The following is a 26,990-nucleotide window of genomic DNA, read 5'->3' on the forward strand; positions in this document are numbered from 1 at the left end:
GCCTGCGGTGGGTGTTCTCGCGATCGAGGGTTGGAGAGCAGCGCCGTTCTCGCGCCACTCCACTTGTCGCCCTACTTCTTGATGCAGCGCAGATAACCGCGCGGCGAGCTTGACAGTACGAGCTTGCCGTTCAGCACGTCATCGGCCTCAAAGCGCGTCTGTTCTTCCATATAGGCCTTGAGCGCCGCGTAAGGCTCATCGCCGGCGTGCCAGATTTTCGACCGCTTGGTTGGCGTCTGCGACGCCTCCGCCCACCCGAGCACCGTATCTGCCACAACCATGTACTGGCCCTCGGTCACCAGCGGCCCATAGGTGCGAAGTTCGTCGAGCACGTGGTCGCGGCTATGGTCGCTGTCGAGCACCACCATGACCGAGGCGCCTTCGGGGATCTCGGCCTTCACCCTGGCCAGCGTCTCCGCTGCCGTCGAGGGACCCTCGATCAGCGTGATGCGCGAAGACATCGGGTGTTTTTCGATCGAGTCGCGGTTGTGGGCGCGGATGTCGATGTCGACGCCGATGACCTTGCCCTTGCCGATCAGCTGCAGCATCGCGGCCATGAAGATTACCGAGCCGCCGCGGGCAACGCCCGTCTCGATGATGATGTCCGGCTTCGTGTTCCAGATGACTTCCTGGGTCGCCATGACGTCAGCCGGCATCTGTATGATCGGCACGCCCATGAAGGACCAGAGATAGGAATAGTCGTACTTGTCGAGCGTTACCAGGGTGTCGAGCGACTGTTGGAAGGCGTCCTTATCCTTGCCCAGCGCAAGTGCCATCTCCGTCTTGTGGGCTTCGAATGCGAGACGATCGTCAACTACTGTCATTGCTGCCTGACACCCTTTATTGAATGCAATCTACGGATGCGTCGCCAAAAGCGAAGCGCGATCTGCTGCGGTTTATCCGATTCGCAACGCTTTCCTGTGAACGCTTTCATGTCGGCAATTGCAAATACGGTCAAGGCCGGTTTCTTAAGGGCGAAAAGACGGGTAGTCCTTGGTCTCTGGCGGAAGGAACCATGTCGCGATTCGATCGAATTTCTACACCCATAGCGGGTCTCATCGTCGTCGAGCGGCAACGCAGGGGCGATGATCGCGGTTTCTTCTCGCGCTTCTTCTGTCGCGAGGCGCTGGCCGATTTCGGCGGCGATGGAAAGATCGCGCAGATCAACCATACCCTGACGCAGGCAGCAGGCACGATCCGCGGCCTGCACTTCCAGCAGGCGCCGCACGACGAGGCGAAATTCGTCTCCTGCCTTTCCGGCGCTGTCTTCGATGTGGCGGTCGACCTGCGGCCGGATTCTGCGACCTATCTGCAATGGCACGGGGAGGTGCTGAGTGCGGACAATGGTCGCTCGATGATGATCCCTGGCGGTTTTGCCCACGGGTTCCAGACGCTGACCGAGGATTGCGAGCTGATTTATCTGCACGACAAGCCCTATGCGCCCGAGGCCGAAGGCGGGCTTAACCCGCTCGATCCGGGGCTCGCGATCGGCTGGCCGTTGCCGGTCTCGCAAATGTCGCCGCGCGACCAGGCGCTCCCTTTGCTGCCGAACAGGATCGTCGCCGCCCGTCGTTGACTTCGTGAGGGATGGGAGGACAATAACCTCTCCGCGCCACCACGAGAGAGAAGGGGTGTCGACGATGACGATCGCCAGAAAACTTCAGGACTATATCGACGGTTCGGGTGTCGCCTATGACACCGTCGACCATCACCGCACCGCGACCACCAGCCAGACGGCACGGGCGGCGCATGTGCCGGGCAGCCGGCTTGCCAAATCCGTGGTCGTTCACCACGAAATGGGCTACGTGCTCGCCGTCGTGCCGAGCACGCACCGGGTCGAACTCTCGACCCTGCAGGACGTAATGGACCGCCGCCTCGGCCTCGCTTCGGAAGAGGAGGTCTGCAATCTCTTTGCCGATTGCGATATCGGCGCCGTGCCGCCGGTTGGTTCGGCCTATGACGTGCCGGTGCTGCTCGACGAAAGCCTCGGCGATGTCAGCGACGTCTATTTCGAAGGCGGCGATCACCGGACGCTGGTGCACATGAGCGGCGCGAATTTCCGCAACCTGATGCGGGGCGCGCAGATCGCCCGCTTCAGCCATCCGGCGTGACTGGCCGTTCAGAACGATCTTGTTTGCGCTGGCGTGACGCCTGTTCCTTGGCGCCTTCCGCCTGAAGCGGGAAGGAGCGGCCAACCGCTGGTCGATATTTGCTGTGCTTGAACCTGCCAGTCGGGCTTGTCAAAGCGCACGCTTGGCGGCACCATCGCGCTCGACGGATACCTTTATCTAACTGGGTTGGGGGATCGATGGTGCGCATACGCTCTGCGAATATGTCCAAGTCTCTGGCAGTACTGCTGGTTGCGACCAGCGTTCAGTCCTTCGGTACTTCGGCACGTGCCGAAGGCGTCCTGTTCGATCAATTTCCGTTTGCCGTTGCCTGCGAATACAAGGGCACCCAGCACGCCTTCTATCTGTCCAAGGTGACGGCGGATGGAACCGCAACCTATCAGGCTTCTGACAACTTCGCCGGTACGATCACGCTGGACGGCGCGGCCAAGGCGGTTGGCTCTGATGCCGGCGGGAGTTGCCTTGGAAAGACGCTCGCGGAGCTCAGGGCGTCAGGTCAGGCACGCGATATCAAGTAGTTCGCCGCATATTGCCGGTAAACGCAGCTGACGCTTGCGCCGCGGCCGGCGCCGCGCAGCTGCAACGGCGAGGCGGGCGAAGGCACGTCCGCGGTGGGCTGGCGATGTCTGCCGGCTGTTCGTTTGCGACGAACGCCGAGAAGATCCAATCTATTGTCCGGTCGTCGCGAAAGAATCGATGCTTGAGAATTTTCTGTTGTAGCAGTTCAAAAATCTGATTTACTGCAGCCTCGCTAATTGGCTTTCGGGGGATATTGCCGATGGTGTGGACCCGCAGGGAGACTATGCTTGGTGGTTTGGCGCTGCTTGGCGCCAATGCGCTTCAGAGCCCGGCACTGGCAAAGGCGACAGCCTATTTTTCCGGCCCGGCCGTGGATAACGGCGTCACATACCGGAGCACCAATTTCGCCAACATTGACAGGAAATGGCAGCGCCAGGTCGTCAAGTATTTCAGCAGCGAGCCGATCGGCACCGTCGTCGTCGATACCAGGCACCACTTTCTCTACCTGATCATGGAGAACAAGACGGCCATCCGCTACGGCGTCGGCGTCGGGAAAGAGGGTTTCAAATGGTACGGCCGGGCGACAATCGACCGGAAATCGCTGTGGCCGCGCTGGACGCCGCCACCGGAGATGCGTGAGCGCCATCCCGAACTGCCTGAGTTCGTCGAGGGCGGCTCGCCGAAAAACCCGCTCGGCCCCCGCGCCATGTACCTGCTGCGCGACGGCGTCGATACCGGCTACCGCTTCCATGGCACGCTGGAGCCGGGCAGCATCGGCAAGGATGCCTCCAGCGGCTGCATCCGCATGTTCAACGAGGATGCGATCGACCTTTACCAGCGTTGCCCCATCGGCACGGCGGTGCAGGTGCTGCCGCATATCGCCGAAAAGGCCCCCGAGGTCAGCCAAGCAACCCCGGTCGCAACTCCGGTCGAATGAGGAATATCACCCGATGCCCGCTATGACCGGATTGACGAGGCTGCTTTCCGCGGCCGCCATTCTCTTGACGCTTGCTTCCTGCAACACCACCGAGATGGCCGCAGTCGAAGAGCCCGCAGCCGTGCCGATGACCGGAAAAACCGACGACCCGGCACCCGGCTTCGAAACCGTATCGGTCGGTACCGAAGAGGACTTTATCCTCAATGTCGGCCGCCGGACCTACTTCACCCAGGATTCCTCCGCACTCGACAGCGTCGCCAAGGCGACACTCGACAAGCAGGCGATCTGGCTCAACAGCAACCCGGGCTGGCTGGTCAAGCTACAGGGCTTCTCCGACGACAGCGGCTCCGCTTCCAAGATGGAAACGCTGTCGCAGAAACGCGCCGATGCGGTAATGGCCTATCTGGTGTCCAAGGGTGTGGACCCCAATCGCTTGTGGGCCAAAGGCTACGGCAACGACCGCGAGGTGCGCGACTGCACCGAGCGCTCCTGCAAGGTCCAGAACCGCCGCGTCGTCTCCAATCTCAGGACGGAACGCGACGCGACTTGAGCGGGCTCTGTCCGCAAAAGCACAGCTCGATGGCGAGAACCGTTGTGCGCAGGCGCATGAGCGCTTTGCGGGTCAACTCGTTTGAAGGCGAACAATCTGGCTGAAATTTAAATGGCGCACCCGACAGGATTCGAACCTGTGACCTTTGGAATCGGAATCCAACACTCTATCCAGCTGAGCTACGGGTGCATCCGTTTGGCGGCAGGGCCGCCGAAGCAGGCTGTGAGCGGTTCTTAGCCTAGCTTGCGCGTCGCTTCAATGGTCATTGCAAGAGATTGTGGTAGAAACCGCCATCCTGTGCTTGCGTTGTGGTCGCGGCGCATCGCTTCGGGCAATGGCGCCGGGCGACGGCCAACCCATCTGACGGGATCACCCACCCGATGTAGCTAGAATTGGTCAGGCGAACGTCCTTGCGACGAAAGGCGGCGCGTTATAAATTCTGCATTAAAGATAATTCTAAATTAAAGTGCCAGTGCTCAAGTAGGCAAGCGTTCCAGTAACCAAGTGCTCCAGTACCCAGTGCTCGCGTAATTGTTTCAGGCGAGGGGGCAAGTTTTGGTCAACCGATATCTCACGACCGGCGAACCGGCGTTGGAGAGGCTGCGCTCCGATCCCGCATTGATGTTTCTTGTTGCTCTCGCGGCCGTGCTTTTCGTGCTGAACACCTGGAACGGTATCGGCATCCTTCCGGATTCGACGCGTTACATGCAGATCGTCAGCACGCCCTATGACGCGCCGCTTTACGCGTGGATGCTGGGTGCCGGGGGATCCCTTGGGTTTGCGCTTGAGCATGTCGCGCTCGGCATCGCCTTTCTGCTTTATCTTCTCAATACCTGGCTCGTCTTTTCGCTGTTCAGGACGGCGCTACCGGATCAACCGTTCTTCGTGACCGTCGGAACGCTTTTGATCATCGTCAATCCGACATTCCTCTGGACGAGCACGATAGCGATGTCGGAGGCGCTGTTCCTTGCGCTGACATTTCTCGCCATCCGTTTCTTCATTCGCTATATGCGCGGTGAAGGGCGGGGGCCCTTGCTCGCCTCGTCTGCCTGCGTCGGGCTTGCCATGCTCGCTCGCTTCGTGGCGCCTCCGGTCGGGGCGGCTTTTGCCACAATCGCGCTCTTCTACAATTCGGCGCGATCCCTTCGCCAAAGGCTCCTCGACGTCGTCCTCCTGTTCGCTGGTAGCGCCGGTATCTTTCTCGCCTGGGTGATCGTCAGCAAGCTGCTTGTCGGCCGGTCGGTTGGCCGCGCGCTCTGGTTCTATGGCAATGCCGATGCCGATCGCTGGCTAGGCGGGCTGTCGCTTCTGGCGAGCTTTCTCCTGCCGAGCCAGGTGCCGCAGGTGATCCGCATCCCGGTGCTGCTTCTCGCGCTTGTCGCGGCGACGGTTGTTCTGGTGCAGACGCTGAAGCGAAACTGGCCCGAACGCCAGCCGGACGACCACGATCTGATGACCCTCATCTTCGGCCTGTTTGGATATTTCTATCTGCTGTTCGTCGTGCTCGCCGTGCATGTGGAGGCGAACCTGCAGCTTAATTCGCGCTACTCGCTTCCCTTCTATGTCGCCATCATCTTCGTTCTGGTAATTGCGGCGGCAGACTATTGCGGTCGCGTCGATGCAGCACCTGTCGTCCGGCGTTCGCTTGCGCTGATCCTGCTCTGCCTTCTCGCCATCCACGGACTGCGCAGCACCGCCCAGACGGCGGAGGCCTTCCGTGATGGGGTGGGGTTTCAGAGCACGGCCTGGAAGTCGTCGCCGATCGTGCGCGCAGTCAGGGCGTTGCCGGCAGATGCGGTCATCTTCACCAATGCGTGCGACCCGCTCAATTTCCTGACGCGCCGCTCGACGGACTGGATCCCCTCCCACAGCGAAAGACGAACCGGCCTTGAGAGTGACGCGGGTTCGCTCGACGTACAGCTAGAGCGGTTTCGCGAGGATATGGCGCAGAAGAATGCCTATGTCGTCTTCGTCGATGCGATCGACTGGCGGTTCTACCTGGTAACGGAGAAAGAGCTCGTCAAACTCGCCAGGCTGAAGCTCGTGCGCTCCGAGAGGGACGGTCGCATCTACCAGACGGCAAGTACCGGCGCGCCGTAGGCGTCCCGACTCAGGCGCGTGGTCTCTAGACAAGGAGAGGGACATGCCAGCAAACCCGGAAGAGACGACGCCTATCGAGGCGTTGGGGCCCCAACCGCGGGGGAGGGCAAGCGACTACCTGTCGCTGGCCCGGTTCGACCATGTCACCAAGCACGTTTTCATCCTGCCTGGGCTGATCCTTGCCTGTGCCCTCAGCGAGCCCGATCCGGCGGCTCTTTTCGTCAACATTCCCGTGGGGCTTCTGAGCGCCGTCTCGATCGCATCTGCCAATTACGTCATAAACGAGTGGCTCGACCGGGAACGCGACGCGGCCCATCCGACCAAATCGCAGCGTCGCGCCGTCGTCGTCGAGATGCAGCCGCGCATCGTCTACGGCGAATATCTGCTGCTTGCCGTCATCGGACTGCTGCTTGCGTCGGTCGTCGGCAAGCTGTTCTTTGCCACGTCGCTGCTCTTCCTGCTGTCCGGCATCCTCTACAACGTCGAGCCCATCCGGGCGAAGGACAAGCCCTATCTCGATGTGCTGACGGAATGCCTCAACAATCCGATCCGCTTCCTGCTCGGCTGGGCCATCGTCGATCAGGTGACCTTGCCGCCGGTCAGCGTGCTTGCGGCCTACTGGATGGCCGGCGCCTTCCTGATGGCGGCCAAGCGGCTCGGGGAGTATCGCGACATCGCCGCGAATGCGGGGGTCGCCGTCCTGAAGAAATATAGGCGGTCGTTCGAATACTACACCGAGGAGAGCCTCACCGTTTCCTGCTTCGTCTACGCGATGATGACGGCGTTTCTGCTTGGCGTTTTCCTGGTGAAATACCGGGTGGAATACATCCTCGTCTTTCCGTTCATTAGCGGCCTCTTCGCCGTCTATCTCTGGCTTGCCACGCGCCCCGGATCGGTGGTGCAACGGCCGGAAAGGCTGTTTCACTCCCGGCGGCTGGACGTCATGCTGACCTTGACCATCGCCGTCTTCCTGTTCGCGAGCTTCGTCAACGTGCCGATGCTGGACTTCCTGGCCGCTTCTTTCCTCGTGCCGATATCGTCGCTGCAATGACCGGTTCGACGCTGCCGAACGGAGCCTTGCCAAACGGACCGGTGGATTGGGATCGGGTGCGCCTCGTGGTGTTCGATCTCGACGGCACGCTCTACGACCAGCGGCGGCTGCGGGCGCGGATGCTGCTGCGGCTTGTTGCGGACGCGGCGCGCAGGTGCAGCCTTGGCACCATCCGCATCCTGCGCGCCTTTCGCGACTGCCGCGAGGAACTGGGCGATGCGTTGGCGACCGATGTGGCAGCCCGGCAATACGAACTGACTGCGGAGCGGTGCGGGCAGTCGCCGGAGAGCGTCCGGAAGACGGTCGAGGAATGGATCGAACGGCGTCCGCTCGATCTCCTTCCGGCTTGCCGGTGCCACGGCGTCGAGCGGGTGTTTGCCGGCCTTGCGGTTCAGGGAAAGACGATTGCGGTTTTGTCCGACTATCCGGCGTCGGAGAAACTGAAGGCGCTTGGCCTTGGCGCCAGTATCGTCGTCTCCGCCATGGATCCCGAAGTCGGCGCTTTGAAGCCGCATCCGGCCGGTCTTGCCCATGTGCTCAATCGTGCGCAGGTGCCGGCGGAGCAGGCGATCATGATTGGCGACCGGGTGGAGCGCGACTGGGCGGTGGCGCAGAGCCACGGCATGCGCGCCCTGATTCGCAGCGCAAGCCCAATTGCCGGCGTCGATACGTTCCGCGGCTATGACGACGAGATCTTTTGGCCAGTGACGGAGCCGCAGCCGATGGGCGCGCCGGCTCCGGCGCCCCGCTCGCTTACGATATCATCTTGAGCAGCCAGAGCGCGCCCTGCTTGAGCGGCGCGCGGTGCGGGCTCTTTGCGGTGACGGCTGACGCGAGCTTCGCGCTTTGGCGATACCAGTCGTAGCTCTCCTGCAGCATGGCTTCGTTGGAGTATTTCGGCCGCCAGCCCATGGCAAGCAGGGGCTCGACGTCGAAGTAGCATTCCTTGTGGTAGGTGAGGTAGTGCCAGGGCACCAGCGGCGAGACCCTCAGCCAATGCAGCGCCCGCAGCGTGTTGATGGTGGCGGCGGTCGGAAGGCTCCGGACTTTCGATGTGCTGCCGGCATAGCGGATCAGGGCCTCTAGGTCATGGCGCAGCGTGCCGAAGCTGTCGGTGCCGACATTGTAGGTGCCGCTCCGACCGGCCTTGAGCGCCAGCATGTAGAAATCCATGAGATCATGGGCGTGGACGAACTGGAACTTGATGTTGCCGGATCCGATGACATAGACGGCGCGGTTTTCGCTGATCCATTCAAAGAGGATCTGGAAGATGCCGAGCCGGCCGCCGCCAAGGGTGGCGCGGGGCCGGATGGTGATCAGGGTCATATCGGCGGCCGTGCAGATGGCCTCGGCCACTTCTTCGCCGGCGCGCTTCGATTTTCCATAGGGCTCCACCGGGCGAAGCGGGGTTGTCGCCGTGATCGGGCCGGAAGGCGGAATGCCGTAGGCGGCGGTCGAACTGACATGGATCAGCGACCGGACGCCCGCTCTTGCGGCTTCCTCGCAGACGATACGGGTCCCCTCGACGTTGACGTTCCAGTAGTCGCGCCCCGCATCCGTCTGCGCCACCAGCGCCGCATTGTGGTGGACGACGTCGACGTCGCGCATGGCGGCGCGCACGCCGTCGCGGTCGAGCACGGAGCAAAGCATACCGCCGGCGTCGAGGAAGCGCGGCACGAAGGTTGCCGACATCGATTGCTTGCGGCCCGGAGATCCGCCGGCCCCCGCGGCGGCGTAGGCAAAGAGGCGCGGCACTTCGAGGGAAGACCATCCGAGCCGCTGCGCACCCTCATCGAGCCGTGTCGATAGCTGCGGCGCAGGGCCAGGCAGGTATTCGACCCGGGCTACTGCCTCGCAGGCATCGAAATGCGGGGTCAGTTCTTCGAGCGTCAGGGCATCGACCCGATAGTCGCGGCGCCAGCGGTCGAGCACCGCTTGCGGCGTGCGGTGGTAGAGGCCGCGGTTGATCTCGCTGCCGCCGCCGACGCAGCAGCCCTCGACATAGGCGATCTTCGTCGCGCCGAAGCCGATGTTGATGCCGGCGTTGCGGTACTTCTGAAGGATTTCCTCGCGGGAGAAATGCGGCGCAGACTCGAGCGCCAGATGCGGACCTTCCTCGATCATCAGCACGGACTTGCCCGCCTCCGCGCAACGGGTGGCGGTCACCGCACCGCCCGGGCCGGAGCCGATGACGATGATGTCGGGGGCAAGCCTCTCAGGGGCTAGCAGGTGCTCCGGTTGCAGGTTCATGCTGGTAATCCTGGCCGTAAAGGTCTGAGTAAATACAGAATAATGCCAATGACATATGGAACTCGACGAAGCGCCGCCGGAACTCGAGGCGGGATTGCCGCCATTTGTCGAGTTCGGCCAGTCGGTCGTCGAGCGAAAGCTGATGAAAGAACTTGCCTCTGCGCAGCAGCGGCCAGGCATTGAAAAGAAGCACGAGACTATGGAAGGGCGGGCGCAGATAGTCGGGCATCTGACGATGAACTTTCAGCAGAAACTCTGCCGCACGTACGCCCAGGGCGCCCCGGCTGTCATCTGTAGCGCCGCGTTCATGGGCAATCGCCTCGCCGAGCGCCAGGATGGCCTGTTGAAAGTGCTGCGACATGGCCGAGCCCCGTTATCAAGCCGGCCCCTCGAAAGGAGCCTGGCGCTGCTTTGATGAATACGGTTGTCTGCTCTTTACTGCCTGTATTTCTAGCTGCTCTTATAAGCAAAAGCTACTAAAACGTTGTTTTCGACCAGGCGGCGACCATCTATGCGCCAGTCGCTGGATGTCGCTCGATGCGAAAGGCACCGGATGAGACGCCTTCTGGATATGAGCTTTGTTCGCTATTTCGCCTGCGGCTGCATCGCGGCGAGCCTGCAGGTGGCCACGCTCGCCGTCCTGGTCGAGACGGTGCGGCTCGACCCGGTCTATGCGTCCACCATCGCCTTCTACTTTGCCGTCGTCGTCAACTATTTCCTGCAGCGGCGTTTCACCTTCCGATCCGATGAACCGCACCTGAAGGCGTTGCCGAAGTTCTTGGCGGTGTCGACCTTCGGCGCCGGAATAAACGCGGTCGCCTTCACGCTGCTATCGGCCGTCATGCACTATGTCGTTGCCCAGGCGCTGGCGCTGCTCCTGGTCTTTTCGGTGAACTATGCGCTGAGCCGGACGCTGATCTTTCGCGCCGGCAGCGCGGGGGAAGGGCGCGGCACAGAGCCGGCCCGTGCTGCGGGGCGAGCCCCATCGGGCAAATAGAAACGCCGCGCCCGGGGGGGCGCGGCGTCATTGAGAGGGTGGTCTTGTGCGACGCTGGGCTTACGCCACCTGCATGGCGCCTGGGCCGGGGATCGCCTTTGGCGGCACCTTGCCCATGATGATCATGCCGAGCACCTCGTCCTTGGTGACGTCCTCGGTGCGGGCCTGGCCGACGACCTGGCCGTTCTTCATGACAGACACGCGGTCGGCGAGGTCGAAGACGTCGTGGATGTCGTGGCTGATCAGGAAGATGCCGATGCCTTCGCGCTTCAGCTGCTTGATGAGATCGCCGACCTGGGCGGTTTCCTGCGGCCCAAGGGCTGCCGTCGGCTCGTCCATGATCAGGATGCGGGCGTCGAAGAGGATCGCGCGCGCGATCGCCACCGATTGCCGCTGGCCGCCCGAAAGCGCCTTCACCGGCTCCTTGAAGCGCTGGAAGTTGGGGTTGAGGCGCCCCATGACTTCGCGGGCCTTGGCCTCCATCGCCACGTCGTCGAGCGTGCCCCAGGGGGTGCGCAGCTCACGGCCGAGATAGAGGTTGGCGGCGGCGTCGACATTGTCGGCGACGGCGAGCGTCTGGTAGATCGTCTCGATGCCGTATTTCTTGGCGTCGCGCGGGTTGTTGATGTCGGCGGCCTCGCCATTGATCAGGATCTCGCCGGCATCGCGCTTGTAGGCGCCCGAGAGGATCTTGATCAGCGTCGACTTGCCGGCACCGTTGTGGCCGAGCAGCGCCACGACCTCTCCGGGGTAGAGGTCGACGGAGGCGTTGTCCACGGCGTGAATGCCGCCGAAGGAGATGGAAATGTTCTTCATTTCCACAAGCGGAGTGCGTTGGTCTTTCATGGATCGTACTCCTTACTTGGCGCGGGCGCGGTAGACGGTGTCGAGCCAGACGGCGACGACGAGGACTACGCCGACGACGATGCGCTGGAACGGACTGTCGATCCCCAAGAGCACCATGCCCGACTGTAGGGATTGCATGACGAGCGCGCCGATCATGGCGCCGGCGATCGTGCCGACGCCGCCGGCAAGCGAGGTGCCGCCGATGACGGCTGCAGCAATCGTGTAGAGCTCGTCGAGTTCGCCTTGCGCGTTGGTTGCCGCATTGAGGCGGGCGGTCGAGATCGCCGCGGCGATGGCGCAGAGGATGCCCATCAGCGTGAAGATCTTGACGGTAACCCAGCGGGTCTTGATGCCGGCGAGTTCGGCCGCTTCCGGGTTGCCGCCGAGCGCAAAGACGTAGCGGCCGAAACGCAGGCGGGTGGCGATGAAGGTCATGACGATGCCGACGGCGATCGCCATCAGCACCGGAATGGCAATGCCGTGCGAGATCAGCAGACCGCCGTCCGGCCAGGCGATGCCGTTGGCGTCGGCATATTTGCGGGCGATGTTGGTCGGCCAGTAGTAGCTGTTGGCAACGGCGATCGCGCCGAGAACCAGGATACAGCCGAGGATCGCCAGGAAGTACTCCGCCCAGATCGGACGGAGCGGGAAGCGGAAGCGCTTGCGCTGCTTGCGCGAATTGAGGATGGCGGCGACGATGGCGATGCAGGCAAGGATGCCGACGATCCAGCTTGCCGTTGCGCCGATCGAGCCTTCAGTGCCGCCGCCCATCAGGCGGAAGGTGGCGTTCATCGGCGCGACCGTCTGGCCGCTGGTGACGAACCAGGTGGCACCGCGCCAGACGAGCAGGCCGCCCAGCGTGACGATGAAGGCGGGCACGTTGAGGAAGGCGACGATCGAGCCCTGCAGCGCGCCGATGGCGGCACCGACGGCGATGCCGCTCAGAAGGGTGATGATCCAGATGGCCGGGTGTTCGAGGCCGAGATATTGCGGCAGGAACTTCGCCTGCATGACCCCCATGACCATGCCGCAGAAGCCGAGCACGGAGCCGACGGAGAGGTCGATGTTGCGGGTGACGATGATCAGCACCATGCCGGTCGCCATCACGGCGACGGAGGAGGTCTGAACCGTCAGGTTCCACAGGTTGCGCGGCGTCAGGAACAGCCCGCCGGTCATGATCTGGAAGCCGACCCAGATGATGACGAGCGCGCCGACCATGCCGAGCAGCCGGGTGTCGATCTCGGTGGCGCGGAAGAAACGTTTTACCGGGTTCTCGTCCGCTGTACGGGCGCGATTTGTCTGTGCGCCCTTTGTGTTGCCTTGTGTGATGTCGGCCATGGACGTGCCTTCCCCCCACTTATGTTGTTGATGTCATCGCGTCAGTGGCACCAAGAGCCCCAAGTGGACGCGACAAGTCCGGTACGACGGCAGAAACCGAGCCTTCGTGCTGATTGTGCGGTCGCGGTAGCGGTATTGTCCGCCGCGTCCGCACCTTGCGCAAGCGCCGCAACGGGTTGCGTTGCGGCGCTTGTCTTTTGTCAGCGCTCAGTTCTGCTGGTGCGGCTTATTTGCAGGCCGCGACGTCGCCCTTGACGCCCTGGCAGGCTTCAGCCTTGGAGATCCAGCCCGCGTCGATGACGACGTTCAGGTTGTCCTTGGTGATCGGCAGGGGAGCCAGGAAGACCGACTGCATGGCCACGCCCTTCGGGCCGCCGTTGAAGGTGGTGACGCCAGAGACTTCTTCCATCTTCTTGCCGCCGGCAAGTTCGACGGCGACTTCTGCGGCGCGCTTGCCGAGTTCACGGCTGTCTTTCCAGACCGAGACGGTCTGCGTGCCGAGAGCAACACGGTTCAGGGCCGCCTTGTCGGCGTCCTGTCCGGAGACCGGAACGGAGCCGGCCAGGCCCTGGGCATCGAGGGCTGCGACCGCACCGCCCGCGGTGCCGTCGTTGGAAGCGACGACCGCATCGACCTTGTTGTCGTTGGCGGTCAGGAACTGCTCCATGTTCTTCTGGGCGTTTTCAGGCTTCCAGCCGTCGGTATAGGCTTCGCCGACATTCTTGATCTTGCCGGCATCGACGGCTTCCTTCAGCACTTCCATCTGTCCGGAGAAGAGGAAGTCGGCGTTCGGGTCGGAGGACGAGCCCTTGATGAAGACATAGTTGCCTTCCGGCTTGACCTTGAACACTTCGCGGGCCTGCATGCGGCCCACTTCCTTGTTGTCGAAGGTGATGTAGAAGGCGGCCGGGTTTTCGATCAGGCGGTCATAGCCGACGACCGGAATGCCTTCGGCAGCGGCCTTTTCGATCGCCGGGCCGATGGCGTCGCTGTCCTGGGCGAGTACGATCAGTGCGTTGGCGCCCTGAGCGATCAGCGACTCGATGTCGGTCAGCTGCTTGGCGGCGGACGACTGGGCGTCAGCGGAGATGTACTTGTCGCCCGAGGCTTCGAGGGCTGCCTTGATGGCGGCTTCGTCGGTTTTCCAGCGCTCTTCCTGGAAGTTGGACCAGGATACGCCGACGACCAGGTCCTTCGCCTGGGCAACGGAATGCAGGGAAACGATGACGGCAACCCCTGCCATCAGCTTCAAAACGGTTTTCATTTCATCCTCCCGAGTGAGGGCCGGCCAAGCGTGCGAACCTCCCGCACCATCCTCCGCCAGCCTTAAGACGCTGTCGTAGATCGTGCCGCTACATTGTGCGGAATTATTTTCTCGACAGTCGAGAAAATGAATGTCATGGATTTTTGAGGCTGTCAACACGGTGCGAAAGCTTGGTTGCGGCATCAACAAGGTGCTCCGCGAGCGGTCGCGTCCGATGTTTCTCGACCGCCCTAAAAATCGGTGCCACAAGGCTGTCGACAAGGCGTTCTGCTCCTTGTCTTGCCGTTCAACAGATGCTTTGGGAGGGGCATGTGTTCGAAGGATCCGCCACTGACAGGGACGTCTCATGCTGACCAAGTCCAGCACTGAGCTCGTGCGTCAGCAAAACAGCGCGCTGGTCCTTGCGGCGCTCAGGCGCGCCGGCAATCTCTCCCATACGGAAATCTCTGCCGAGACCGGGCTTGCCTCCGCGACCGTTTCGGCGATCACGGCGGAACTGGAAAAGGCTGGTGCGCTCGCCAAGGCAGAGCAGCAGGTCCAGGGCGGGCGCGGGCGGCCGCGGGTGCTGTTCACGCCACGCCGCGATCACGGTCATCTGATCGTCGTTCGGATCTCGTCCGACATCGTGCAATATTCGCTGGTCGACTACGGCGGCACGTTGCTCGACCGCTTCGACGAAACCCGAAATCACGACGAGCGCGGTACGGCCCCTTTCGCCCGGGCATTCGTCGATGCGCTCGAGCGCCTGTTGCAGCGGTCGAGACTGGAGCGGAACCAGGTACTGGCCGTCTCTATCAGCAGCAAGGGCCTGGTCGACGGCGCGTCCGCGCGGCTCTTGTGGTCGCCGGTGTTCGGGCGGGAGGAGCTGGATTTCGCCGCGCTGCTCGCGCCGGACTGGCGGGCGAAGGTCATGCTCAGCAACGAAACCCTTCTGGTCGCGCAGGCCCTCGCCGCCCAGGCAGAGCGTAAGCCGGAGAGCGGCTTTAGGGCGCTTGCGGCGATCTCGCTCGGCCACAGCATCGGCCTTGGTGTTGCCCGCAAGAGCCAGAGCGGCGATATGGATGTCAGCGCGCCGAATTTCGGCCACATGCTGCACGCGCCGTCCGCGGGCCTTTGCCGCTGCGGCGCCTATGGCTGCATCGAGGCGGCGGCCGGGTTCTACGGCATCCTGCGCGCGGCGTTCGAAGTGCCGGCAGACACGATCCCCGCCAAGTTCGTTCCGGTGACGGAGCTCGACAAGATTGCCGCCAGCGCACGACAGGGCCACCGCATGGCCGGCTATGCCTTTCGCCAGGCCGGCATCGCGCTCGGCAACGGCATCTCGCGCATGTTGAGCCTCTACGAGCGCATGCCGGTCCATGTCACCGGACCCGGCATCCGATACTTCGATCTGATGCTGCCCGGGATCGAGGAGGGGCTTGCCCAATCGATGCAGATCCGTCTTCAGGGGCCGCCGGAAATCACGGTCGTTGCCGACGAACAGCGCCTGGTTTTCGAGGGGCACCTGGCGCGGGCGCTGGGTGTGATCGATGGCGACATCGCCAGCGTCGGCGGATCGGCGATGCACGGTTGAGGCGAATTTTCGGGCAACCATTTTTGGGGTTGTACCGAAGGCGAACAATTCCAGTGATACAATTTACAGTTATTTAGCGACTCCTTGTCAAGGTGACCCTGACGCGGGAGACGATTATGTTTTCAGTGATTGCATGCATACGCGACGATCATGACTGGCGCCTCATCCTGGTTGCCTCGATCGTCTGCCTGGCAGGCAGCGTCGCGACGATGCTGCTCCTGTTGCGCGCGCAACGAAGCGAAGGCAGCCAACGCGGTTGTGGATCGCGGCCAGCGGTTTTGCCTGCGGTATCGGCGTCTGGTCCACCCATTTCATCGCCATGCTCGCCTATGACGGCGGCGTTCCCGTTGCCTATGGCGCCTGGGGCACGCTCCTGTCGGTGGCCGTGGCGATCGCAGCGTCCTGGATGGCCTTTGCGATCGGTCTTGGCGGGCGCTCGCATCTCTCGATGACCTGCGGTGGCCTGCTGCTCGGCGCCGGCATTGCGGCGATGCACTTTACCGGCATGCGGGCAAGCGAGATCCAGGGACATATTGCCTACGATCCCCAATCCACCGTCTCCGCCGTACTCGCCGGGACGGTGCTGGCCGGTGCCGCGCTCTACGCCTTTCAGCTCTTGCGGGGCGTGCGGCGCCTGGTCGTCGCGTCGCTCCTGCTGGTCGTCGGCATCTGCGCGCTGCACTTCACCTCGATGAGCGGCATCACGCTGGTGCCCGAGGCCAATGTCGCCGTTGCCGATACCATCCATCCCGCCTGGCTTGCAGGAGGCGTCATTGCCGCTTCGACCACATTGATCGTGCTCGCCTTCGGCGCGCTCTTCCTCGACCGGCATCTGACAGATCTGCGCGGACTCGCCAATGCATCGCTCGAAGGTATGGCGATCGTCTTCGACGGCGTAATCGTGGACGCCAACGAACGCTTCGCGGGCCTGACAGGTCGCAAGCTTTCGGAGCTTTCCGGACGGCACCCGGCAGACATCTTCGTCTTCGGCGAGGAGGGGTTGGACGCCCACAGACACGGCGACGGTCCGGGCGAAATCGACCTCTTGAACGCAGAAGGTCGCACCATTCCCGTCGAGTTCATGTGCCGGACGATCGAGTATCGCGGCCGGGAATGTGACGTGATCTTCGTGCGTGACTTGCGGGCGCGTAAGGAGGCCGAGCGCACGATCGAACATCTCGCCCATCATGACGCGCTGACGGACCTGCCGAACCGCGCCTTCTTCGACCGCAGGCTGGGCCAGACGCTGGCGGCGGCGGCTGTGAGAAACGAGGAACTGGCGATCCTCTGCCTCGACCTCGACCGCTTCAAGGCGGTCAACGATATCTTCGGCCATGGCGAGGGCGACCGCATCCTGATGAAGGTCGCCGATATCCTGCGCGCAGCCGTCGGCGAGCAGGATACGATCGCCCGGCTCGGCGGCGACGAGTTCGCGATCATCCAGGTGGGCGGCAGGGAGCCGGAGGCGGCGCGGCAGTTGACGGACCGGATCCTGGCGCTGTTTGCTGCCGAGATGGACACCAATCGTGACCCGACCGCCGTCGGCGTCAGCATCGGGGCTGCGATCTTTCCGGCAGACGGGCAGACGGCGGATCAGTTGCGCAACAATGCCGACACGGCGCTCTACCGCGCCAAGCAGAGCGGCAAGGGCATCGCCTGCTTCTTCGACCGGGAGATGGACGAGGCGGTACGCACCCGCCGCCAGATCGAAAACGACCTGCGCCATGCGGTGCTCCGCCGACAATTCTTCCTCGAATACCAGCCACTGGTCGAAGTCCAGAGCGACCGGATCATCGGCTACGAAGCGCTGCTGCGCTGGGAGCATCCGCAGCGCGGGTTGATCGGCCCGGATGTCTTTATCCCGATTGCCGAGGAGAGCGGCTCGATCATCCAGATCGGCGAATGGGTGCTGGAGCAGGCCTGCACGGAAGCGGCGAAGTGGAACGAGCCCCTGCCGATTTCCGTCAACATTTCGCCGGTCCAGTTCCTTTTGCCCAACCTCTTCGACCAGGTTGCGAACATCCTGCGCCGCACCGGCCTTAATCCCTGGCGGCTCGAACTTGAGATCACCGAGGCGGCGCTGATGCACAATCGCGAGGACGTGCTGGCAGTGCTGGTGCGGCTACGGGTCCTTGGTGTGCGGATCGTCATGGACGATTTCGGCACCGGCCATTCGTCGCTGAGCAACCTTCAGACGTTCCCCTTCGACAAGCTGAAGATCGACTGCAGCTTCACCGCGGCGCTGGAAAAGGACCCTTCGGCGCAGGCGATCGTCCGGGCGATCATCGCGCTTGGCCACAGCCTTAGGCTCGCGGTCGTGACCGAGGGCGTCGAAACCGAACGGCAAAGACAGATCCTCGCGGAGGAGGGCTGCCTGCAGATACAGGGCTTTCTCTCCGGTCGGCCGGGTGCCGCGCCCAGCACCGGCCAGGAAACCGCGCGCCGGGAGAAGGTGCCGGCGCGCGCCGACGGTTGAAACGGCCGCGGCCGGGCAGTGCGGATACGAAAAAGGCCGGGCATATGGCGCCCGGCCTTTCTCCTTGATCGGTCGAAGGCTCAGGCGACGCTGATCTGGCGCTTTTCGACGACGGACTTTACGGCCGCATCGGCAAGCGCGAGAGCCGCGAGACCATCCTTGCCGGACGGCGTGATTTCCGCACCCTTTTCGATCGCGGCGATGAAGCTCTCGATCTCGTTGGCATAGGCTTCGGTATAGCGGGTCATGAAGAAATCGTGCAGCGGCGGGCGGGTGTAGCCGTCGCCATTGGCGATCTCGATCGAGACCGGGCGCTGGTTCTCGGCGGAAGCCACGCCCTTCGAGCCGTGGACTTCGATGCGCTGGTCGTAGCCGTAGGTGGCGCGACGGGAGTTGGAGATGATCGCCTGCTTGCCGGACGCCGTCTGCAGGATGACCGAAACGCTGTCGTAGTCGCCGGCTTCGCCGATCGCCTTGTCGACGAGAACGGCAGCGGTTGCCGTCACCGAGACCGGCTCTTCGCCGAGCAGGAAACGGGCCATGTCGAAGTCATGGATGGTCATGTCGCGGAAGATGCCGCCCGAACGCTTGATATAGTCGACCGGCGGGGCGCCCGGATCGCGCGAGGTGATCGTCACCATTTCGACATCGCCGATCTTGCCGGCGTCGATCGCCTTCTTCACGGCCATGAAATGCGGGTCGAAGCGGCGGTTGAAGCCGACCATCAGCTTGGCCTTGGTCTCGCTCACGACCTTGAGGCAGGCCTTCACGCGCTCGGCGTCGAGATCGACGGGCTTCTCGCAGAAGATCGCCTTGCCGGCGCGGGCGAAGCGTTCGATCAGGTCGGCATGGGTATCGGTCGGCGTGCAGATGACGACGGCGTCGATGTCCTTGGCCGCTTCGATCGCTTCGATGGTGCGGACCTCGCAGCCATACTGCTTGGCGATGGCATCGGCGGCGGCGGGGAAGGCATCGGCGACGGCAACAAGCACAGCGTCGGGATTGCCGCTGACGGCTTTCGCATGAACCTTGCCGATGCGGCCGGCGCCCAGAAGACCAAATCTGACTGTCATCTCTGTTTCTCTCGAATTCCGGTTCGCGACCGGGAAGGGGCGTGATGATCGGCGCTCATCGCGCAAAGGCGCCGCGGAACGCTGCTTCCGCGAATGGTTTGGAGAATTGCCGAAAGACCGCGCGTTGGAACGCTGCGCTCAGGACCTCTCACTTGATACCTCCGTTTCTACTCGGCAACTTCCTATTTAGAATGAAGTCGCCGATGTAGATTATTTCGGAATTTTTATTCCATTTTTATTGCGTCCGTCAAGGGAGTCGGAGGCCATGGCCTTGCCGTCAGCGACGAATTTCCCCTAAATGGGACGCACGCGACAAGGCCACCAGAGGACAGAATGCTCAAATTCATCGATCCGGACCATCCCTTCTACCGCCCACTGTGGATCCGTCTGCTGATCGTGGGCTTCTGCGGCGTCTGGACAGTGGTCGAATTCCTGGGCGAGCAAACGATGTGGGGGATGATTTTCCTCGCGGTCACCGCCTATGCCTCGGCGGCTCTCTTGGTTTTCTGCAGGCCGAGCGAGAAGGGCGTCGAGAAAGCTGGGGACGAGGGGCAAGGCAAGGGCGACGGGAGCGACGCTGCCGGCTGAGGTTCACGGCGCCGGGGTGATGGCGCGCATCTGCTTTGCGGCTTCGTCGATCAGCATGTTGGCGAGTTTCATGCGCACGGTGGCATTGGCGCGAAACGCGGCCGGCAGACGGTCCGGATGGTTCAGGGCCGCGAAGGCCCGGCGCTTTGCCGCAAGCGTCATTTGTGTTTCGCTGTCGACAAGGGCCAGTTCCTCGGCCACGTCGGCAAGGGTCGTACGGCTGAGATAGTCCGGCATGACCGGCGGAGGTGGCGGCTCCACGAAGGACGCATCGAGATAGGCGCGCTCGACGGCGCCGAAGGCAGCCGAGCGGGCGCTTTCGGCAGCAAAGGCGTTGTCGAATGCCGGGGCGTAAGGCGTGGCGACGCGCGTCGCTTCGGCCGGTGCCGGTTCGATATCCTCTTCCGATTTCAGCCGCTCGAGCACCGACTGAAAGACTGACATTCCAAACATGACGTCTCCGATCGCGGCGCACCATGGCAGGCGGAGATTATCCCGGGCTGATCAGACTGATCATGCCCGGGCTGATCAGGCGCGGCCCTGCTTGAGGATCAGGTCGTAGAGCAGCTTGGCGCTCGGCGGCAGCGCGCGTCCTTCGGCAGTGATCAGCCCATAGGGTTTGATTCGGATCGGGATTTCGGTCTTCAGGATGCGGATTTCGCCGGCCGGCGTACCGTTGCCGGCAATCAGGTTGGCGACGTCGAGTGCCACAGGTGCAATTGCGTTGGTGTTGCGCACCATCGACAGCGTCAGGATGATCGAGGAGGTGTTGATCACTGTCGCCGGCAGTCTCACCCCGGCCGCCACGAAGCTGTCTTCGACCGCGCGTCTCAGAAGGGTGCCGGGCGGCTGGAATACCCAGTCATAGGAGGGCAGGTCCTCGGCGACGACCATGGGCTTGTCGAGCAGCGGATGGCCGTCGCGCACGATCAGGCAAACCTCCTCGTAGCCGATCTCTACCATGTTGAAGAGCCGCGGCGGCTGGTCGTCGGGGATGCGGCCGATGATGAAATCGTGGCGGGCGGCGAGCAGTTCCCTTGCCAGGACGTTGCTGTTTTCGATCTGGACGTTGATCTCGATGCCGGGATAGGCGGTCATCACCTGACGGATGGCGGGCACGGCGAGATTGAGCGCCGGGCCTGTGACCGAGCCGAGCGAAACCGAGCCGCCGCTGCCGGTCTTCAACTCGTTGATCTCGCGCGATGCCTCCCGGAGTTCCAGAAAGATGCTGCGCGCGCGTCGCGCCAGCGCTTCGCCATAGGGCGTCAACAGGACACCGCGGGCAACGCGTTCGCAGACCGGCGCCTTCAGCATGGTCTCGATTTCCGAGAGCATGCGCGAGGCCGCCGGTTGCGAGATGCCGAGGGCGTCAGCGGCGGCGCTGATGCGGCGGTGATCGTCGATCGCGAGAATCAGCCGGAGGTGGCTGATCTTCAGGCCCGAGCGGAAAAGCGTCGAATCGAAGAGTTCGCCGGCGGTGCTCGGTTTCTGATCGCGCATTTCAACCTCTGCGTTTTTTCTTTGGTTTTCAGGGATTTTCAAAAATCACACTGTTTGCGCTCGATATATCATTTTTGGTATGTATTCAAAGCAATATTGTATTTGACAGTTATATGGTTTCATTCCAGTTTTTGCTTATGTGCCAGCGCATGTAGGAGCATGCGAGGCGGGGAGGCGTCTCCTTCACCTTGATCCGCTGCCGGAGACGAAGATCTCGGGCGGCGGATTGCTGCGCATAGACGGAAAGGCTCTCGCCTGCCGGCTTCAACTTTTTTGGGAGAGAACTGATGAAATTGATGACTTCGCTTCTCGCAGCCGCCGCGATTTCGATCGCGTCCTTCGCTGCACCGGCATTTGCGCAGGACAAGGGCACGGTCGGCATTTCCATGCCGACGAAGACGTCGACCCGCTGGATTTCAGACGGCGAGACCATGGAGAAGCTGTTCAAGGAAGCTGGTTACACGCCGGACCTGCAGTTTGCTGACGACGACATCCCGAACCAGCTCGCTCAGATCGAGAACATGGTGACCAAGGGCGCCAAGGTTCTCGTCATCGGCGCCATCGACGGCACCACGCTCTCCGACATCCTGCAGAAGGCCCACGACGCCGGCGTCAAGGTCATCGCCTATGACCGCCTGATCCGCGACTCGGGCAATGTCGACTACTACGCCACCTTCGACAACTTCCAGGTCGGCGTGCAGCAGGCAACCTCGCTGGTCCAGGGTCTCAAGCTCGACGGCGCAACCGAGCCGAAGAACATCGAGCTGTTCGGTGGTTCGCCGGACGATAACAACGCCTTCTTCTTCTACGACGGCGCGATGTCGGTCCTGCAGCCGCTGATCGACAGCAAGAAGATCGTCGTCAAGTCCGGCCAGAAGGGCATGGACCAGGTCGGCACGCTGCGTTGGGACGGTGCCGTGGCCCAGGCCCGCATGGAAAACCTGCTGTCGTCGAACTACACCGACGCCAAGGTCGATGGCGTTCTGTCGCCCTATGACGGCCTGTCGATCGGCATCATTTCGGCGCTGAAGGGCGTCGGCTACGGTTCGGGCGACATGGCAATGCCTGCCGTCACCGGCCAGGACGCCGAACTGCCGTCGGTCAAGTCGATCCTTGCCGGCGAACAGTATTCGTCGATCTTCAAGGACACGCGCGAACTCGCCAAGGTCACCGTCGGCATGGTCAACGCGATCATGGAAGGCAAGGAGCCGGAAGTGAACGACACCAAGACCTATGACAACGGCGTCAAGGTGGTTCCGTCCTACCTGCTGAAGCCGGTTGCCGTCGACAAGTCCAACATCAAGGACGTGCTCGTCAGCTCGGGCTACTACACCGAAGACCAGATCAACAACTGATCTTTTTGAGCGTGAGGGCCCGTGCATGCGCGCGGGCCCTTTTATCCAGATGACGGAGCCGGTACTCTCTTGAAGACTGCCGCTGGAATGACTGAACATGGACAATATCATTCTTGAAATGCGGGGCATCACCAAGACGTTCCCGGGCGTCAAGGCGCTGGACAATGTCAGCTTCAAGGTCCGCGAAGGCGAGATCCACGCACTCGTCGGCGAAAACGGCGCCGGCAAGTCGACGCTGATGAAGGTGCTGAGCGGCGTCTATCCCGCCGGCACCTATGATGGCGAAATCCACTATGGCGGCGAAGCCCGCCGCTTCTCGACGATTTCCGACAGCGAAGACCTCGGCATCATCATCATCCACCAGGAACTGGCGCTGGTGCCGCTGCTGTCGATCGCCGAGAACATCTTCCTCGGCAACGAGATCGCCAGCAACGGTGTGATTCACTGGCCGCAGACCTTTGCCCGTACGCAGGAACTGCTGAAGAAGGTTGGCTTGAGCGAATCCCCGGCGACGTTGATCACCGACATCGGTGTCGGCAAGCAGCAACTGGTCGAGATCGCCAAGGCGCTTTCGAAGAAGGTGCGGCTGTTGATCCTTGACGAGCCGACCGCCTCGCTCAACGAAACCGATTCCGATGCGCTTTTGAAGCTGCTGATGGAGTTTCGCACCCAGGGCATGACCTCGATCATCATTTCGCACAAGCTGAACGAGATCCGGAAGGTTGCCGACCAGATCACCATCCTGCGCGACGGCGGCACGGTCGAAACGCTCGACTGTCACAGCGAAGACATTGGCGAAGACCGGATCATCAAGGGCATGGTCGGCCGCGCCATGGAAGATCGTTATCCGCCGCGCGAACCGAAGATCGGCGAGACGCTGCTCGAAGTGAAGAACTGGAACGTCTTCCACCAGCAGCACCGCGACCGGCAGTTCCTGCACGACGTCAATTTCACCGTGCGCGCCGGCGAGGTCGTCGGCATCGCCGGGTTGATGGGGGCAGGGCGCACCGAAACGGCGATGAGCCTCTTCGGCAAGTCCTGGGGCCACAAGATCACAGGCGAGGTGAAGATGCGCGGCAAGCCGGTCGACGTCAGCACCATTCCGAAGGCGATCGATGCGGGCCTGGCTTACGTGACCGAGGACCGCAAGCAGCTCGGGCTCGTGCTGATCAACAACATCAAGGAGAACACGACGCTCTCCAACCTGAAGGCGGTTGCGGCCAACGGCGTCATCGACGATCGCAAGGAAGCGAAGGTCGCCTCCGACTATCGCTCGAAGCTGCGCATCCGTTCGCACTCGATCTATCAGGAAACGGTCAACCTTTCGGGCGGCAACCAGCAGAAGGTGGTGCTGTCGAAGTGGCTGTTCACCAATCCGGAAGTTCTCATTCTCGACGAGCCGACACGCGGTATCGATATCGGCGCGAAGTATGAGATCTACACCATCATCAACCAGCTTGCCGCCGAGGGTAAGGGCATCCTGATGATCTCATCGGAAATGCCGGAGCTGCTTGGAACCTGCGATCGCATCTACGTCATGAACGAGGGCCGCATCGTCGCGGAGCTTTCGAAGGCGGAAGCGAGCCAGGAATCCATCATGCGTGCCATCATGCGTTCAGGGGAGAAACACTAATGGTCGCCGATACGAGCACCCAAAACAACAAGCCCTCGATCGGGGACTATCTCAAGAACAACATCCGCGAATACGGCCTGCTCGTCGCGCTCGTGGTGATCATGCTGTTCTTCCAGTTCGTCACCAACGGCGTGCTGTTCAAGCCGGTCAACATCACCAACCTGGTGCTGCAGAACTCCTTCATCGTCATCATGGCGCTCGGCATGCTGCTGATCATCGTTGCCGGGCATATCGACCTGTCGGTCGGCTCGATCGTCGCCTTCATCGGCGCGATCTCAGCGATCATGCTGGTCAAATGGGGCTTGCCCGCCATTATCGTCATTCCCGCCTGTCTGATCGTTGGCGGCGTCATGGGGGCGGCCCAGGGCTATTGGGTTGCCTACCAGAAGATCCCATCCTTCATCGTGACGCTGGCCGGCATGCTGGTGTTCCGCGGGCTCACCTATGTGGTGCTCGGCGGCCGCCCGATCGGTCCGTTCCCGAAGGAATTCCAGCTGCTGTCGACCGGCTTCGTTCCGGATTTCCTCTATTTCCTCAATCCGGCGCCCGAGACCATTCAGAACATGGTGGCGCTCGTCGCCGTCATCGCGCTCGTCGGCTACGCGATCTACGCGGGCATTCGTGACCGCAAGATCAACGAGCAGCACGGCACGGAGAACGAGCCGTTCATTTTCTTCGCCGTGCAGATGGCTGTCATCGCTGCCGTGGCGCTGTTCATCGGCTTCCAGCTTGCGACCTATCGCGGCCTGCCGAACGTGCTGATCGCCATGGCCGTGCTGATTGCGCTCTATACCTTCGTCACCACGCGCTCGACGATCGGTCGCCGCATCTATGCCATGGGCGGCAACGTCAAGGCGACCAAGCTTTCGGGCATCAACACCGAGCGGCTGACCTTCTACACCTTCGTCAACATGGGCGTGCTTGCGGCACTCGCCGGCATGATCATCACCGCTCGCCTCAATTCGGCAACGCCGAAGGCCGGCGTCGGTTTCGAGCTCGACGTCATTGCGGCCTGCTTTATCGGCGGTGCCTCGGCGTCGGGCGGTGTAGGCAAGATCATCGGGGCCGTCATCGGCGCCTTCATCATGGGCGTGATGAACAACGGCATGTCGATCATGGGCATCGGCATCGATTACCAGCAGTTGATCAAGGGCCTCGTGCTGCTCGCTGCCGTGTTCTTCGATGTCTACAACAAGAACAAGGGTTGAGCGGAAAGCCATAAGACCCGACGCGAACCAGTAACATTCACCGGCAGCCACAGCTGCCAGGATCGGCGGATTGGTCCGCCGGAATTGGGTGGCGAAAGCCACCCACGGGGACGCTTTTGCCTTGAAGAGGCGAACACAGCGACCCAAGACGATAGGAAGGATAGCATCGTGCTGATTTCGCAGATCAGGAACGAAGACGGGTCGATCACGGTGGCGGTACGGCTGCCGGGTGAGGCGGCGCATGCGGTGAACGGCGCGACAAGCGTCTATGCGCTGGCGGTGGAAGCGGCCAATGCCGGATGGAGCCTGAAGCAGACGATCGAGGCCAAGGGGCTCGGCGCCGCCGTCGACCTCGAAAAGGCCTATGCGGAGGGGCGCTTCCTGCCGCCGATCACTCATCCGGATCCGGCACACCTGCACCTGACCGGCACGGGTCTCACCCATCTCGGCTCCGCCGCAACCCGCGACGCCATGCACAAGAAGACGAGCGAGGCGGCCGAGGAAACCCTGACCGACTCGATGAAGATGTTCCGCATGGGGCTCGAAGGCGGCAAGCCGAAGGCCGGCGAAACAGGCGTGCAGCCGGAATGGTTCTACAAGGGCAACGGCACCTCCGCCGTGGCGCCGGGTGATGCGCTCGTTTCGCCCGCCTTTGCCGAGGATGGTGGCGAAGAGCCGGAAATGGCCGGCATCTACGTGATCTCCGACGAGGGCGTGCCGTTCCGCATCGGTTTTGCCGTTGCCAACGAATTCTCCGACCACAAGACCGAGAGGGTCAACTATCTCTGGCTCGCGCATTCGAAGCTGCGCCAGGCGAGCTTTGGTCCGGAGATCCGCATCGGTGTCGCACCGGAGGACATTCGCGGCATGTCGCGTATCCTGCGTGGTGGCAAGGTGCTGTGGGAAAAGCCGTTCCTGTCGGGCGAAGCCAACATGTCGCACAGCTTTGCCAATCTCGAGCATCACCATTTCAAGTATGGCTTGTTCCGCCAGCCGGGCGACATCCACGTGCACATGTTCGGCACGGCGACGCTGTCCTTCGGTGATGGCATCCGCACCGAGGAAGGTGACGTGTTTGAGATCGAGGCCGATGGTTTTGGCCTTCCGCTCCGCAACGCTCTCGCGATCGCAGCTGACGAAGAGGTCGCGATCCGCCAGCTCTGACACATCTCCTAAGCGCGACCGTTCGCGAGGGACGGTCATGCGCATCTATGAAGGAGGCCTGAGGCCATGACTTTGCACCAGAACCTGATAGCCGGCGAATGGGTCGGCGGTGACGGGGTTGCCAACATCAACCCGTCCGATACCAACGACGTGGTCGGCGAATACGCCCGCGCGTCAGCCGAGGATGCGCGTTTGGCGATCGCGGCTGCGAAGGCGGCGTTTCCGGCCTGGTCGCGCTCCGGTATTCTCGAGCGCCACGCGATCCTGAGGAAGACCGCCGACGAGATCCTTGCGCGCAAGGACGAACTCGGAAAGCTCTTGTCGCGTGAGGAAGGCAAGACCTTGGCCGAAGGCATCGGCGAGACGGTGCGCGCCGGCCAGATCTTCGACTTCTTCGCCGGCGAGTGCCTGCGGTTGGCGGGCGAGGTGCTGCCGTCGG

25 protein-coding genes, 1 tRNA gene and 1 pseudogene are annotated in these 26,990 nt (G+C 62.4%); 17 read left to right on the forward strand and 10 right to left on the reverse strand.

The window, feature by feature from the left end; genetic code table 11:
• Positions 1-71: 71 nt before the first annotated feature.
• On the reverse strand, positions 72-824 hold the full coding sequence (locus IB262_RS26960; RefSeq protein WP_112975155.1) for a CmcI family methyltransferase: 753 nt from the start codon (positions 822-824) through the stop codon (positions 72-74).
• A 191-nt stretch (positions 825-1,015) separates the two neighbouring features.
• Between IB262_RS26960 and IB262_RS26965 the strand changes: the two genes are divergently transcribed.
• The 5 genes from IB262_RS26965 to IB262_RS26985 all read left to right on the forward strand — a co-directional run bounded on the left by IB262_RS26965 (position 1,016) and on the right by IB262_RS26985 (position 4,135).
• The gene (locus tag IB262_RS26965; RefSeq protein ID WP_112975154.1) at positions 1,016-1,576 is read left to right on the forward strand and encodes a dTDP-4-dehydrorhamnose 3,5-epimerase family protein; all 561 of its coding nucleotides are present in this window, start codon (positions 1,016-1,018) and stop codon (positions 1,574-1,576) included.
• Positions 1,577-1,640: 64 nt separating this feature from the next.
• Positions 1,641-2,111: an aminoacyl-tRNA deacylase gene (locus IB262_RS26970; protein WP_034794215.1), complete on the forward strand. Its 471-nt coding sequence runs from the start codon at positions 1,641-1,643 to the stop codon at positions 2,109-2,111.
• 221 nt (positions 2,112-2,332) lie between these two features.
• A complete protein-coding gene (locus IB262_RS26975; RefSeq protein WP_051659302.1) occupies positions 2,333-2,647 on the forward strand; it encodes a hypothetical protein in 315 nt (104 codons plus the stop codon).
• Between the two features lie 260 nt (positions 2,648-2,907).
• Entirely contained in the window at positions 2,908-3,585 is a 678-nt protein-coding gene (locus IB262_RS26980) for a L,D-transpeptidase (RefSeq protein ID WP_034793947.1), read from the forward strand.
• Positions 3,586-3,598: 13 nt separating this feature from the next.
• A complete protein-coding gene (locus IB262_RS26985; protein ID WP_192493997.1) occupies positions 3,599-4,135 on the forward strand; it encodes an OmpA family protein in 537 nt (178 codons plus the stop codon).
• Between the two features lie 112 nt (positions 4,136-4,247).
• Here the strand turns inward: IB262_RS26985 and IB262_RS26990 are convergent.
• Positions 4,248-4,324 (reverse strand) — tRNA-Arg (locus IB262_RS26990).
• 432 nt (positions 4,325-4,756) lie between these two features.
• On the opposite strand from IB262_RS26990, the gene IB262_RS26995 reads away from it, so the two are divergent.
• The 3 genes from IB262_RS26995 to IB262_RS27005 are packed head-to-tail and all read left to right on the forward strand — an operon-like array spanning position 4,757 to position 8,056.
• Positions 4,757-6,235 carry a glycosyltransferase family 39 protein gene (locus IB262_RS26995; protein ID WP_192493998.1) on the forward strand — a complete coding sequence of 493 codons (1,479 nt, stop codon included), beginning with the start codon at positions 4,757-4,759 and terminating at the stop codon, positions 6,233-6,235.
• Positions 6,236-6,278: 43 nt separating this feature from the next.
• A complete protein-coding gene (locus IB262_RS27000) occupies positions 6,279-7,286 on the forward strand; it encodes a UbiA family prenyltransferase (RefSeq protein ID WP_090298134.1) in 1,008 nt (335 codons plus the stop codon).
• The gene (locus tag IB262_RS27005; protein WP_090298132.1) at positions 7,283-8,056 is read left to right on the forward strand and encodes an HAD family hydrolase; all 774 of its coding nucleotides are present in this window, start codon (positions 7,283-7,285) and stop codon (positions 8,054-8,056) included. The genes IB262_RS27000 and IB262_RS27005 overlap by 4 nt, the downstream gene beginning before the upstream one ends.
• Here the strand turns inward: IB262_RS27005 and IB262_RS27010 are convergent.
• A complete protein-coding gene (locus IB262_RS27010; RefSeq protein WP_192493999.1) occupies positions 8,040-9,536 on the reverse strand; it encodes an NAD-dependent epimerase/dehydratase family protein in 1,497 nt (498 codons plus the stop codon). The two genes, IB262_RS27005 and IB262_RS27010, sit on opposite strands and share 17 nt — an antisense overlap.
• Complete coding sequence (locus IB262_RS27015; protein WP_060605073.1) at positions 9,502-9,897, reverse strand: hypothetical protein; 396 nt, start codon at positions 9,895-9,897, stop codon at positions 9,502-9,504. The genes IB262_RS27010 and IB262_RS27015 overlap by 35 nt, the downstream gene beginning before the upstream one ends.
• Before the next feature lie 192 nt (positions 9,898-10,089).
• On the opposite strand from IB262_RS27015, the gene IB262_RS27020 reads away from it, so the two are divergent.
• Positions 10,090-10,533 (forward strand): GtrA family protein, encoded by a 444-nt coding sequence (locus IB262_RS27020; protein ID WP_162728790.1) that lies wholly within the window; start codon positions 10,090-10,092, stop codon positions 10,531-10,533.
• Between the two features lie 60 nt (positions 10,534-10,593).
• On the opposite strand, the gene IB262_RS27025 is transcribed toward IB262_RS27020, so the two are convergent.
• From IB262_RS27025 to xylF, 3 genes are all read right to left on the reverse strand, one after another.
• On the reverse strand, positions 10,594-11,379 hold the full coding sequence (locus IB262_RS27025; RefSeq protein ID WP_034793927.1) for an ATP-binding cassette domain-containing protein: 786 nt from the start codon (positions 11,377-11,379) through the stop codon (positions 10,594-10,596).
• Between the two features lie 12 nt (positions 11,380-11,391).
• Positions 11,392-12,717, reverse strand: coding sequence for a sugar ABC transporter permease (locus IB262_RS27030; protein WP_060518850.1), 1,326 nt, complete (start codon positions 12,715-12,717; stop codon positions 11,392-11,394).
• Between the two features lie 226 nt (positions 12,718-12,943).
• Positions 12,944-13,981, reverse strand: coding sequence for a D-xylose ABC transporter substrate-binding protein (gene xylF / locus IB262_RS27035; RefSeq protein ID WP_034793921.1), 1,038 nt, complete (start codon positions 13,979-13,981; stop codon positions 12,944-12,946).
• Between the two features lie 346 nt (positions 13,982-14,327).
• Here xylF and IB262_RS27040 point away from each other — a divergent pair, with 346 nt between their 5' ends.
• Together IB262_RS27040 and IB262_RS27045 are read left to right on the forward strand one after the other, a co-directional pair.
• Complete coding sequence (locus tag IB262_RS27040) at positions 14,328-15,554, forward strand: ROK family transcriptional regulator (RefSeq protein WP_034793917.1); 1,227 nt, start codon at positions 14,328-14,330, stop codon at positions 15,552-15,554.
• Positions 15,555-15,670: 116 nt separating this feature from the next.
• Positions 15,671-18,030 (forward strand): annotated as a pseudogene (locus IB262_RS27045) (EAL domain-containing protein).
• An 80-nt stretch (positions 18,031-18,110) separates the two neighbouring features.
• On the opposite strand, the gene iolG reads toward IB262_RS27045, so the two are convergent.
• Entirely contained in the window at positions 18,111-19,103 is a 993-nt protein-coding gene (iolG, locus tag IB262_RS27050; protein WP_034793914.1) for an inositol 2-dehydrogenase, read from the reverse strand.
• 333 nt (positions 19,104-19,436) lie between these two features.
• On the opposite strand from iolG, the gene IB262_RS27055 reads away from it, so the two are divergent.
• Positions 19,437-19,691 carry a hypothetical protein gene (locus IB262_RS27055; RefSeq protein WP_112976102.1) on the forward strand — a complete coding sequence of 85 codons (255 nt, stop codon included), beginning with the start codon at positions 19,437-19,439 and terminating at the stop codon, positions 19,689-19,691.
• A gap of 3 nt (positions 19,692-19,694) precedes the next feature.
• Here the strand turns inward: IB262_RS27055 and IB262_RS27060 are convergent, their stop codons facing one another.
• Together IB262_RS27060 and IB262_RS27065 are read right to left on the reverse strand one after the other, a co-directional pair.
• Positions 19,695-20,144 carry a hypothetical protein gene (locus IB262_RS27060; protein ID WP_060582450.1) on the reverse strand — a complete coding sequence of 150 codons (450 nt, stop codon included), beginning with the start codon at positions 20,142-20,144 and terminating at the stop codon, positions 19,695-19,697.
• Positions 20,145-20,219: 75 nt separating this feature from the next.
• Positions 20,220-21,191 (reverse strand): LysR family transcriptional regulator, encoded by a 972-nt coding sequence (locus IB262_RS27065; protein ID WP_034793895.1) that lies wholly within the window; start codon positions 21,189-21,191, stop codon positions 20,220-20,222.
• Between the two features lie 287 nt (positions 21,192-21,478).
• Between IB262_RS27065 and chvE the strand changes: the two genes are divergently transcribed.
• The 5 genes from chvE to IB262_RS27090 form a co-directional block, all read left to right on the forward strand.
• Positions 21,479-22,546: a multiple monosaccharide ABC transporter substrate-binding protein gene (chvE, locus tag IB262_RS27070; protein ID WP_034793892.1), complete on the forward strand. Its 1,068-nt coding sequence runs from the start codon at positions 21,479-21,481 to the stop codon at positions 22,544-22,546.
• 97 nt (positions 22,547-22,643) lie between these two features.
• Positions 22,644-24,179, forward strand: coding sequence for a multiple monosaccharide ABC transporter ATP-binding protein (gene mmsA, locus IB262_RS27075; protein WP_112976103.1), 1,536 nt, complete (start codon positions 22,644-22,646; stop codon positions 24,177-24,179).
• On the forward strand, positions 24,179-25,387 hold the full coding sequence (gene mmsB / locus IB262_RS27080; protein ID WP_034793886.1) for a multiple monosaccharide ABC transporter permease: 1,209 nt from the start codon (positions 24,179-24,181) through the stop codon (positions 25,385-25,387). The genes mmsA and mmsB overlap by 1 nt, the downstream gene beginning before the upstream one ends.
• Before the next feature lie 168 nt (positions 25,388-25,555).
• Positions 25,556-26,551 (forward strand): AraD1 family protein, encoded by a 996-nt coding sequence (araD1, locus tag IB262_RS27085; protein WP_034793883.1) that lies wholly within the window; start codon positions 25,556-25,558, stop codon positions 26,549-26,551.
• A gap of 66 nt (positions 26,552-26,617) precedes the next feature.
• On the forward strand, positions 26,618-26,990 hold a 373-nt coding region (locus IB262_RS27090), incomplete at its 3' end, for an aldehyde dehydrogenase family protein (RefSeq protein ID WP_192494000.1).

The sequence above is a fragment of the Ensifer sp. ENS02 genome (genome assembly GCF_014851885.1).
Classification (GTDB): Bacteria; Pseudomonadota; Alphaproteobacteria; order Rhizobiales; family Rhizobiaceae; genus Ensifer; species Ensifer adhaerens.

Coding starts and splice junctions, on each gene's coding strand:
- IB262_RS26960 (WP_112975155.1), bottom strand. CDS start 824: ATGACAGTAGTTGACGATCGTCTCGCATTCGAAGCCCACAAGACGGAG.
- IB262_RS26965 (WP_112975154.1), top strand. CDS start 1,016: ATGTCGCGATTCGATCGAATTTCTACACCCATAGCGGGTCTCATCGTC.
- IB262_RS26970 (WP_034794215.1), top strand. CDS start 1,641: ATGACGATCGCCAGAAAACTTCAGGACTATATCGACGGTTCGGGTGTC.
- IB262_RS26975 (WP_051659302.1), top strand. CDS start 2,333: ATGTCCAAGTCTCTGGCAGTACTGCTGGTTGCGACCAGCGTTCAGTCC.
- IB262_RS26980 (WP_034793947.1), top strand. CDS start 2,908: ATGGTGTGGACCCGCAGGGAGACTATGCTTGGTGGTTTGGCGCTGCTT.
- IB262_RS26985 (WP_192493997.1), top strand. CDS start 3,599: ATGCCCGCTATGACCGGATTGACGAGGCTGCTTTCCGCGGCCGCCATT.
- IB262_RS26995 (WP_192493998.1), top strand. CDS start 4,757: ATGTTTCTTGTTGCTCTCGCGGCCGTGCTTTTCGTGCTGAACACCTGG.
- IB262_RS27000 (WP_090298134.1), top strand. CDS start 6,279: ATGCCAGCAAACCCGGAAGAGACGACGCCTATCGAGGCGTTGGGGCCC.
- IB262_RS27005 (WP_090298132.1), top strand. CDS start 7,283: ATGACCGGTTCGACGCTGCCGAACGGAGCCTTGCCAAACGGACCGGTG.
- IB262_RS27010 (WP_192493999.1), bottom strand. CDS start 9,536: ATGAACCTGCAACCGGAGCACCTGCTAGCCCCTGAGAGGCTTGCCCCC.
- IB262_RS27015 (WP_060605073.1), bottom strand. CDS start 9,897: ATGTCGCAGCACTTTCAACAGGCCATCCTGGCGCTCGGCGAGGCGATT.
- IB262_RS27020 (WP_162728790.1), top strand. CDS start 10,090: ATGAGACGCCTTCTGGATATGAGCTTTGTTCGCTATTTCGCCTGCGGC.
- IB262_RS27025 (WP_034793927.1), bottom strand. CDS start 11,379: ATGAAAGACCAACGCACTCCGCTTGTGGAAATGAAGAACATTTCCATC.
- IB262_RS27030 (WP_060518850.1), bottom strand. CDS start 12,717: ATGGCCGACATCACACAAGGCAACACAAAGGGCGCACAGACAAATCGC.
- xylF (WP_034793921.1), bottom strand. CDS start 13,981: ATGAAAACCGTTTTGAAGCTGATGGCAGGGGTTGCCGTCATCGTTTCC.
- IB262_RS27040 (WP_034793917.1), top strand. CDS start 14,328: ATGCTGACCAAGTCCAGCACTGAGCTCGTGCGTCAGCAAAACAGCGCG.
- iolG (WP_034793914.1), bottom strand. CDS start 19,103: ATGACAGTCAGATTTGGTCTTCTGGGCGCCGGCCGCATCGGCAAGGTT.
- IB262_RS27055 (WP_112976102.1), top strand. CDS start 19,437: ATGCTCAAATTCATCGATCCGGACCATCCCTTCTACCGCCCACTGTGG.
- IB262_RS27060 (WP_060582450.1), bottom strand. CDS start 20,144: ATGTTTGGAATGTCAGTCTTTCAGTCGGTGCTCGAGCGGCTGAAATCG.
- IB262_RS27065 (WP_034793895.1), bottom strand. CDS start 21,191: ATGCGCGATCAGAAACCGAGCACCGCCGGCGAACTCTTCGATTCGACG.
- chvE (WP_034793892.1), top strand. CDS start 21,479: ATGAAATTGATGACTTCGCTTCTCGCAGCCGCCGCGATTTCGATCGCG.
- mmsA (WP_112976103.1), top strand. CDS start 22,644: ATGGACAATATCATTCTTGAAATGCGGGGCATCACCAAGACGTTCCCG.
- mmsB (WP_034793886.1), top strand. CDS start 24,179: ATGGTCGCCGATACGAGCACCCAAAACAACAAGCCCTCGATCGGGGAC.